We start from the raw sequence: 8,733 nt of genomic DNA on the forward strand, positions 1-8,733 counted from the left end.
CCTGCTCCGGCTTGCCCTCCGCCTTGGCGGTTTCCTCGGCGATGCGGCGCTCGCTGGCCACCACGTCCTCGGGCACGTCCTCGCGCGAGAGGTAGCGGGCCTTGAGCGCGGCGATCTGCAGCGCGACGGCGTGCGCCGCCTCGGTGTCCGAGCCCTGGTATTCGACCAGCACGCCGACCGCGGGCGGCAAATCGGCCGCCCGCCGGTGCAGGTAGGTCTCGACGGTGCCGTCGAAGTTCGCGACGCGGCGCAGCTCCAGCTTCTCGCCGATCTTGGCCGAGAGCTCCGCGATGGCCTGCTCGACGGTCTTCGTGCCCGAGGCTTGGTCAATAGAAGAAGCCTTGAGCTCGTCGATGTCCTTGGCCTTCGACGACACGGCCGCCGCCACGATCTGGTCGGCCAGCGCCTGGAACTCCGCGTTCTTGGCGACGAAGTCGGTCTCGCTGTTCAGCTCGATCAGCGCGCCGCCCTGGGCCGCGACCAGACCTTCGGCCGTCGCACGCTCGGCACGCTTGCCGACGTCCTTGGCGCCCTTGATCCGCAGCGCCTCGACGGCCTTGTCGAAGTCGCCGTCGCTTTCGGCCAGCGCGTTCTTGCAGTCGAGCATGCCGGCACCGGTGAGTTCCCGAAGCCGCTTGACGTCGGCAGCGGTGAAGTTCGCCAATGTTCAGCCTTCCTAAGAGGGGTCAGTTGTTGATTCCGGGGTGCCCGCAGCGGCGTCGGTGGGGGCGGTGGTGGTAGCGGACGCCAGCAGCTCCTGCTCCCATTCGGCGAGCGGCTCTGCGGCTTCCGCCTCGGGCTTGCCGTCACCACGGCCGACCCCGGCGCGGGCCTGCAGGCCCTCGGCGACGGCGGAGGCGATCACCTTGGTCAGCAACGCGGCCGAACGGATCGCGTCGTCGTTGCCCGGGATCGGGTAGTCGACCTCGTCGGGGTCGCAGTTGGTGTCCAGGATCGCGATGATCGGGATGTTCAGCTTGCGAGCCTCCGCAACCGCGAGGTGCTCCTTGTTGGTGTCGACGACCCAGATGGCCGACGGCACCTTGGCCATGTCGCGGATACCGCCGAGGCTGCGCTCGAGCTTGTTCTTCTCGCGGGTCAGCATCAAGATTTCCTTCTTGGTGCGGCCCTCGAAGCCACCGGTCTGCTCCATCGCCTCGAGCTCCTTGAGGCGCTGGAGGCGCTTGTGCACGGTGGAGAAGTTGGTCAGCATGCCGCCCAGCCAGCGCTGGTTGACGTAGGGCATGCCGACGCGGGTCGCCTCGGCGGCGACGGACTCCTGCGCCTGCTTCTTGGTGCCGACGAACAGGATGCTGCCACCATGCGCGACGGTCTCTTTGACGAACTCGTACGCCTGGTCGATGAAGGTCAGCGTCTGCTGCAGGTCGATGATGTAGATGCCGTTGCGGTCGGTGAAGATGAACCGCTTCATCTTGGGATTCCAGCGACGGGTCTGGTGCCCGAAGTGGGTGCCGCTGTCGAGCAGCTGCTTCATGGTTACGACGGCCATGGTTGTGCCTTAACTTGTGTCGGTTGTCGCCTGGCATCGGGTGAGGCCGGGCCCTGGCGGCTGCTGCGATGCCGGACCCAGCCGGGAAAACCCGGTCGGGACCGCCCGGCATGCGATTGCGAACTCCTCGTGGAACCAGAGACGCGATGCAGACGCGCGAAGTCAGCCCGCGAACGAGCTGCGACCAGCAGTTTACACCGACTCAGCAGGTGCTTTTACCACGCTTCCCCAACCGGGCCGCTCCTGCACAGACCCGGCGGGACTCGGCTGGACCGGCCGTTCGGGACCCGCTGAACTGCCTGGATGCGGTGGAGTGCGCTGCTGTTGTGTGCGGGCCTGGTCAGCGCGGTGCCGGCGGTTGCCGCTGCGGATCGCCTGCAGTGGCCGCTGCGCCCGCCGCCGGCCGTCGTCCGGGGATTCGACGCCCCGGCCCAGGACTGGCATCCCGGACACCGGGGCGTGGACCTGGCCGGGGCGGCGGGCCAGCCGGTGTACGCCGCGGGCACCGCGACGGTGGTGTTCGCCGGGTCGCTGGCCGGACGGCCCGTGGTGTCGCTGGCCCACCCCGGCGGGTTGCACACCAGCTACGAGCCGGTCCGGGCGAGTGTGCGGGTCGGTCAGCCGGTGACCGCCGCGACCGTGATCGGCGAGCTGGTCGCCGGGCACCCCGGGTGTCCGGCCTCTCGAGCGGGAGGGGCGTGCCTGCACTGGGGCGCGATGTGGGGGCCGGCCTCGGGCGCGCGCTATGTCGATCCGCTCGGCCTGCTGGAATCCACGCCGATCCGGCTCAAACCGCTGCAGCCGTGAGGCGGCTCAGGCCCGGGGGTGGGCCTGGTCGTGCACCGCGCGCAGCCGGGACACCGCGACGTGGGTGTAGAGCTGGGTGGTCGACAGGCTGGAGTGCCCGAGCAGCTCCTGGACCACCCGCAGGTCCGCCCCGCCCTCGAGCAGATGGGTGGCCGCGCTGTGCCGCAGGCCGTGCGGCCCGAGGTCCGGCGCGCCGTCCACCGCCGCGACCGTCTGGTGCACCACCGTGCGCGCCTGGCGGACGTCGAGGCGGCGGCCCCGCGCGCCCAGCAGCAGCGCCGGACCCGACTCCGCGTTGGCCAGGGCGGGACGCCCGTCGGCCAGCCACGCGTCGAGCGCCTCGGCGGCGGGACGCCCGAACGGCGCGCTGCGCTGCTTGTTGCCCTTGCCCAGCACGCGCACCAGGCGATGGTGGGTGTCGACGTCGTCGATGTCCAGGCCACACAGCTCGCTGACCCGGATCCCGGTGGCGTACAACATCTCGACGATCAGCCGGTCCCGCAGTGCCAGCGGATCACCCTGCTGCGCACCGGATTTGGCGGCGGCCATGGCGTCGGCGGCCTGATCCTGGCGCAGTACCGCGGGCAGGGTGCGGTGCGCCTTGGGGACCTGCAGCCGGGCGGCGGGATCGGCGCTGAGCAGGCCGCGGCGCAGCGCCCACGCGGTGAAGGTCTTGACGGCCGAGGTGCGCCGGGCCAGCGTCGTGCGGGCGACGCCGGCCGCGGCCGCGGCGGACAACCACGAGCGCAGCAGCGGCAGGCTGAGCCCGTCCAGACCCGCGCCGCGGTCGCCGATGAAGGCGAGCAGCGAGCGCAGGTCACCGAGGTAGGCGCGGCGGGTGTGCGCCGAGCGCCCGCACTGCAACTCCAGGTACTCGTCGAACTCGTCGAGGATCGCCTGCACTCCCCCACGGTCGCAGGGCGCAGGTGGGCGCTCTAGTCGACGCGCCGAAGCGTGTCCGGGGTGAGATCTTTGAGCGTGGGATAGCCGTCGACGGCCATGATGAGGTCGGCCTCGGCCAGGATCGAGCGCAGCACGTGCACGATGCCGTCGACTCCCCCGAGCGCCAGGCCATAGGCGTACGGCCGGCCGATGCCCACCGCCGTGGCGCCCAGCGCGAGCGCCTTGACGACGTCGGCGCCGCTGCGGATGCCCGAATCGAACAGCACCGGCAGCCCGTCGGCCGCTTCGACGACCCCCGGCAGGCACGCCAGCGCGGGCAGGCCCCCGTTGGCCTGGCGCCCGCCGTGGGTGGAGCAGTAGATGCCGTCGACGCCGCCGTCCCTGGCGCGCCGGGCGTCGTCGGGGTGACAGATGCCCTTGATGATCAGCGGCAGGTCGGTCAGCGACCGCAGCCACCCGAGGTCGTCCCACGTCAGCGGGTTCCCGAAGGTGGTCACCCACTGCAGGACGGTGCCTTGCGGGTCCTCTTCCGGCGGGCGCTGCAGCGCGGCGCGAAAGACCGGGTCGCTGGTGTAGTTGCTCAGGCAGAGCCCCCGCAGCTGGGGAAAGTTGGCCGTGGTGAGGTCGCGCGGGCGCCATCCCGGAATCCAGGTGTCCAGGGTGACGATGATGCCCTGGTAGCCGGCGGCCTCGGCCCGCTGCACGAGGCTGGCGGCCAGGTCGCGATCCTTCGGCGTGTACAGCTGGAAGAAGCCGGGGGTGTCACCGAACTGCGCGGCGACGTCCTCCATCGGGTCGGTGGTCAGGGTGGAGACCATCATCGGGACGCCGGTGGCCGCGGCCGCGCGTGCGGTGGCCAGGTCGCCGTGGCCGTCCTGGGCGCAGATGCCGATGACGCCGATCGGTGCCATGAACACCGGCGACGGCAGGGTCAGCCCGAACAGCTCCACCGACAGGTCACGCGCGGCGGCGCCGACGAACATTCGTGGTATCAGGCCCCAGCGATCGAAGGCTTCGCGATTGGCCCGCTGCGTGCGTTCGTCGCCGGCGCCGCCGGTGACGTAGCTCCACACCGACGGCGACATGGCCCGCTCGGCGCGGGCCTCCAGCTCCGCGAACGCCATCGGCAGCGCGGGCGCCACCCCGCCCAGGCCCTTGAAGTAGATCTCGTTCTGGTAATCGCCGAATGCCATGCAACAGACAATGCCAGGCGGCCGTCAGGCTGACGAGTTCGCCGACTCCGCCTGCGCCAGCTCTTTCTTCCACTGCCGGAACGTCTCTTCGGTGCGGCCGCGGCGCCAGTAGCCCGAGATCGACGATGCCCACTTGGCGTCCACGCCACGCTCTTTGCGGATGTAGGGCCGCAGATTGTGCATGACGGCCTGGGCCTCGCCGTGGATGAAGACGTGCACCTGTCCCGGCAGCCACGGGGCGCTCTTGACCGCCTCGATCAGCGGCGCGTGATCGCCGGCACGGTCCTCGGGCACCAGGTCGGCACGCCCACCGCGGTACACCCAGTGCACCTCGACGCCTTCGGGGGCGCTCAGAGCGATCTCGTCTTCTGGGCCCGCGACCTCGATGAACGCCTTGCCGACGGCGCCGGGGGGTAACGCCTCGAGGGCCGCGGCGATGGCCGGCAGCGCCGATTCGTCGCCGGCCAGCAGGTGCCAGTCGGCGGCCGGGTCCGGGGTGTATGCGCCGCCCGGGCCCATCAGGTAGATCGGCTGGCCGGGCTGGGCCGTCGACGCCCACTGCCCCGCCATGCCATGCTCGCCGTGCACCACGATGTCCAGCGTGATCTGGCGCTTGTCGACGTCGACGCGGCGCACGGTGAGGGTCCGCACCGACGGCTTTTTCTCCGGTGGCAGGTCGGCGAAGCTGTCGAGGGTCAGGGGCTCGGGCAACCCGGCCACGTCGACGTCGTCGGCGACGAACACCAGCTTGACGTAGGAGTCGGTGAACTTGCTCGGCACGAAGGCGTCAAAATCCTTGCTCCCGAGCACTATCCGCACCATGTGCCGTGTGAGTTGTTCGGTACCGACGACTTCGAAGCATTGCAGTGGTCGACCTGCCACTTGTCCTCCTGTTCAAACCCCGACCCCCGCTCGACTATACGAGTCGCGCGGTCGCTGCAGCTTGGCCTGCGGCGACGGTGCCAAATCCGCATTCGAGGGGTGCGGTCAAACCATTACCGAGACAATGGACGAATGAGCGAGGCTGACGATCTGGACATTCCGCCGCGGACGCCGTCGTCGCGACCGCTGTCCGCGGGCATCAAGCCGTTGCTGGTCTTGGCGAAGATCCGCGGGATCATGGACGCCTTCACGCTCTCTGAGCCCGAATTGACCCTCAGCGAGATTCGCGCCCGCACCGGCTATCCGACGTCGACGGTGCAACGGCTGGTGGCCAACCTGGTGGCCGAGGAATTCCTTGATCGGGTTGGCGATCGGTTCCGGATCGGGGCCCGGGTCGCGTACTGGGCGGCTCCGGTCGCCAGCAGCATGGGCCTCCTGGAGGCGGTATCACCGGCGCTGGAGTCGCTGCGCGACGCGAGCGGAGAGACGGCCTGCTTCTTCCGTCGCGAAGGTCCGTTCCGGGTTTGCGTCGCTATCGCCGAGACGCGCCATGGAATCCGCCGCGAGATGCACGTCGGCAAGATCGTGCCGCTACACGTCGGATCGGCGGGACGGGTCCTGATGGCCTGGGACGACGATGCGCTGCGGGAAGTGCTGGAGTCCGGCTTGGCCCGGTTCACCGACGCGACGGTGACCGATCCAGATGTGTTGCGCGCCAACGTCGAAGAAGCACGGCGGATGGGCTTTGCGATCACCAGCGGCGAACGCGATGAGGGCGCCACCGGTGTCGCGGCGCCGGTGTTCGATGCACGCGGTCACGTGTTGGGTGCGCTGATGATCAGCGGACCCAGCTTCCGGTTCTCGCCTGAGCTCGCCGAGCGGTGGGCCGACAACGTCGTCGGCGCGGCCGACCAGGTGACACGCACGCTGGGCGGCCGCCTCCCGTATTGAGTCGGCGTTGCCATTGCGCGACGGGGAGCTAGCCGGCGGCCGGCGGACGCGGGATGACGGTAGGGCGTATCCCGTATCGCGGTCCCCTGCCGGCTCCACCGTCACCCGCCCCGGCGCCGCCGAGTGGCATGCCGCCAAGGATGTTCGCGGGCCGCGCATCCGCGGCCTCCCTGATATTGCTGACCGGCGGCAGGGTCGCCCCGAGGTGCGGCGCCTCCGCCAGCGTGTTCCCCGCCCAGACCGGCGGGACCGACAAGCGCCCGACGGAGACCGCGTTGCCCAGCGTTCCGGCGACCGGGGCGCCACCGCCGATCGACGCCAGGCCGGCCACCGGCGGCGGGGGGACGACCGCCGGGGCGGCCGCGTTCGCGGCACCGCCGAGGGCGCCCGTGGCTTTCGCGATCGACACAAAGGTGTTGGCGATGCCCGTGGCGAAGAAGGGCAGGCCCTCGGTGTTGTAGAACGTGGTGGAAAACGGGGCGTAGAAGGTGAAAATATCGCCCAGGTATCCCAGCAGACCCGAGGACAGCGCGTCCTTCACCGGATCCGACGCCGGGGCCGGCGGATCGGCGGCCGGGGTGCCGCTGGCCAGACGTTGCAACGTGGCGGGGATCTTGTTTATCGCGCCGCGCAACGCGTTTTGGGTGCTACCCGCCGACGTGCCGGTTGCGGCGGTGACCGCGCCCGTTTGGCTGGCCGCCCCGGCCGGGTTCGTCGTCTGGGGTGGCTGCGCGAACGGCTTCATAGCCGAGATGCTCGCCGATCTGCCCGCGTACGTGTACATCGCGGCCGCATCGGTTGCCCACATCTCGCCGTACTGCGCTTCCAAAGCTGCTATGGCCGCGGTGTTTTGGCCCAGCAGGTTGGTGGACAGCAGCTGCATCAGAGTGACGCGGTTGGCCGCGATCACCGGCGGCGGTACCACCGAAGCGAACGCGGTCTCAAATGCCGTCGCGCTCGCGGCGGCCTGGGTGGCCGCCTGTTCAGCCTGGGCCGCGGTGGTCCTCATCCATTCCACGAACGGGGTGACCGCTTCCGCCATTGCCGTCGAGGCCTGCCCCAACCATTCCTCACCGGTCAATGCGGTCACCGCCCGGTGGTAGGCCATGGCGGCCGAATTCAACTCGGCGGCAAGTGTATTCCAACCGGAAGCCGCCCCCAGCATCGACGTCGCGCCCGCGCCCGCGTACATCAGCCCCGAGTTGACCTCCGGGGGTAACGCGCCAAAGTTGAGCACCAGGAGCCTCTCAGCCGGCTGCGACCGCGTTGGCGGCCTCGGTGGCCGCATACGATCCCGAGCTGAGCTGCAATGTGTTGACGAACATCTCGTGAATCGCCGTCGCCTGCGCACTGACCTGCTGATAGAGCTGTGCATGGGCGACGAACTGCGCGGCGGTCAGTATCGACACCTCGTCTGCCGCCGCGGGAACCACCCCGGTCGTCGGCGCCGCCGCCGCCGCATTCTGAGCCGCAAGCGCGGCGCCGATGGCCCGCAATGCACCGGCGGCTGCGGCAAGCGCCTCTGGTTGGGTAGTAACGAATGACATGTGGTCTCCTTCCTCAATCAGGTCTCGGTTCAACGATTTTCGAAATTTCGGTACCGGGCCGTGGCGTTATCCGGCAGACGGTGGACGAGCGGTGAATCTGGGACGGAATCCGTATTCGCGGGGCGGCAGGCCGCCGCGGTCTCGTCTGCCGCGGCTCGGCACAATTTGGCGCAGCGCTGTTTCGGGTCCGTTCGACGGCCCGCCGATGCCGTCGACTCCAAGGCTTTGCACGATCGATTGCTCCGCCGCTCTGGGTGCCGTCGCCGCCCAGCTCGCCGGAACCGATAGCGGACCGATCTTGGTCGCCGAAGCCAAGTTCGCCGAGATCGTCCCGGCGCCGATGCCGACCGGCGCGACGAGTGCCGGCGCTGCGGATAAGGCGGGTGCGGCCGCGACGGCGGCGTGCTCGGGCCACAGCACCCCGATCTGCGAGAAAATCAGAGATCCCAGATAGGTCATCGGCCAGAAGGTGACGTCCAGCGGACCGAACAGCAGGCCTTTGATCTGATTGGCCAGGCTATTGACCATGTCGGTGAGCGATGTCTGCGTCGCCGACGATTCACCGGTCCCCGCCGCCGTGGCCGCGGCCTGGGCGACCGCGGCCTGCTGTTGGGCCAGTCCGGCTTGCTCGGTGGTCTGGGTCGGCTCGGTGAAGGGGGCCAGTTGCGAGGCGGTCGCCGCGGAGCCGGCGTAGGTGTACATGGCGGCGGCGTATGAGGCCGCTTTCGCGATGACGGTCCCGCCGACCGTGATCGCCGCGAACCGCGCGTTGCTGACGTCGCTTGTGGCGACGAACTTCTTCGGCCAGAACACCGCGGCGATCGCGGCGACCGAGGCCCAATATGCCGAAATGTGGGCCCAAGACGCCGCCGCCATGTACACCTACGCCGGCTCCGCGGCGACCGCCTCGCAACTGGCCCCCTTCACCGAGCCGACCCAG

The 8,733-nt window shown here is 69.8% G+C and carries 9 protein-coding genes and 2 pseudogenes; 3 read left to right on the top strand and 8 right to left on the bottom strand.

Annotated elements, in window-relative coordinates; genetic code table 11:
• Both tsf and rpsB read right to left on the bottom strand, forming a co-directional pair.
• Positions 1 to 664, bottom strand: a 664-nt coding sequence (tsf, locus tag A5646_RS04025; protein ID WP_067020025.1) for a translation elongation factor Ts, incomplete at its 3' end; no start/stop codon positions are given.
• 12 nt (positions 665 to 676) lie between these two features.
• Positions 677 to 1,510 (bottom strand): 30S ribosomal protein S2, encoded by an 834-nt coding sequence (rpsB, locus tag A5646_RS04030; protein WP_066870213.1) that lies wholly within the window; start codon positions 1,508 to 1,510, stop codon positions 677 to 679.
• A 303-nt stretch (positions 1,511 to 1,813) separates the two neighbouring features.
• On the opposite strand from rpsB, the pseudogene A5646_RS04035 reads away from it, so the two are divergent.
• A pseudogene (locus tag A5646_RS04035) lies at positions 1,814 to 2,308 on the top strand (M23 family metallopeptidase); the annotation flags it as partial.
• A 15-nt stretch (positions 2,309 to 2,323) separates the two neighbouring features.
• Here the strand turns inward: A5646_RS04035 and A5646_RS04040 are convergent.
• Genes A5646_RS04040 through A5646_RS04050 form a run of 3 tightly spaced genes read right to left on the bottom strand, consistent with a single transcriptional unit; the run spans position 2,324 to position 5,295 of the window.
• On the bottom strand, positions 2,324 to 3,220 hold the full coding sequence (locus tag A5646_RS04040) for a tyrosine recombinase XerC (protein ID WP_066870207.1): 897 nt from the start codon (positions 3,218 to 3,220) through the stop codon (positions 2,324 to 2,326).
• A gap of 32 nt (positions 3,221 to 3,252) precedes the next feature.
• Positions 3,253 to 4,413, bottom strand: coding sequence for a lactate 2-monooxygenase (locus tag A5646_RS04045; RefSeq protein WP_066870204.1), 1,161 nt, complete (start codon positions 4,411 to 4,413; stop codon positions 3,253 to 3,255).
• Positions 4,414 to 4,437: 24 nt separating this feature from the next.
• Positions 4,438 to 5,295 carry a siderophore-interacting protein gene (locus A5646_RS04050; RefSeq protein WP_066878133.1) on the bottom strand — a complete coding sequence of 286 codons (858 nt, stop codon included), beginning with the start codon at positions 5,293 to 5,295 and terminating at the stop codon, positions 4,438 to 4,440.
• A gap of 132 nt (positions 5,296 to 5,427) precedes the next feature.
• Between A5646_RS04050 and A5646_RS04055 the strand changes: the two genes are divergently transcribed.
• Positions 5,428 to 6,246: an IclR family transcriptional regulator gene (locus A5646_RS04055; RefSeq protein WP_067020031.1), complete on the top strand. Its 819-nt coding sequence runs from the start codon at positions 5,428 to 5,430 to the stop codon at positions 6,244 to 6,246.
• A 28-nt stretch (positions 6,247 to 6,274) separates the two neighbouring features.
• On the opposite strand, the gene A5646_RS04060 is transcribed toward A5646_RS04055, so the two are convergent.
• The 3 genes from A5646_RS04060 to A5646_RS04070 form a co-directional block, all read right to left on the bottom strand.
• Entirely contained in the window at positions 6,275 to 7,534 is a 1,260-nt protein-coding gene (locus tag A5646_RS04060) for a PPE family protein (RefSeq protein ID WP_067020034.1), read from the bottom strand.
• Positions 7,494 to 7,793 (bottom strand): PE family protein, encoded by a 300-nt coding sequence (locus A5646_RS04065; protein ID WP_067020037.1) that lies wholly within the window; start codon positions 7,791 to 7,793, stop codon positions 7,494 to 7,496. Before A5646_RS04065 ends, A5646_RS04060 begins: the two co-directional genes overlap by 41 nt.
• Positions 7,794 to 7,859: 66 nt before the next feature.
• Entirely contained in the window at positions 7,860 to 8,495 is a 636-nt protein-coding gene (locus tag A5646_RS04070; protein WP_156765510.1) for a PE/PPE C-terminal domain-containing protein, read from the bottom strand.
• Position 8,496: 1 nt separating this feature from the next.
• On the opposite strand from A5646_RS04070, the pseudogene A5646_RS27760 reads away from it, so the two are divergent.
• Positions 8,497 to 8,733: pseudogene (locus A5646_RS27760) on the top strand (PPE domain-containing protein); the annotation flags it as partial.

Origin of the sequence: Mycobacterium sp. 1245499.0 (assembly GCF_001673615.1) — a bacterium.
Taxonomy (GTDB): Bacteria; Actinomycetota; Actinomycetes; order Mycobacteriales; family Mycobacteriaceae; genus Mycobacterium; species Mycobacterium europaeum_A.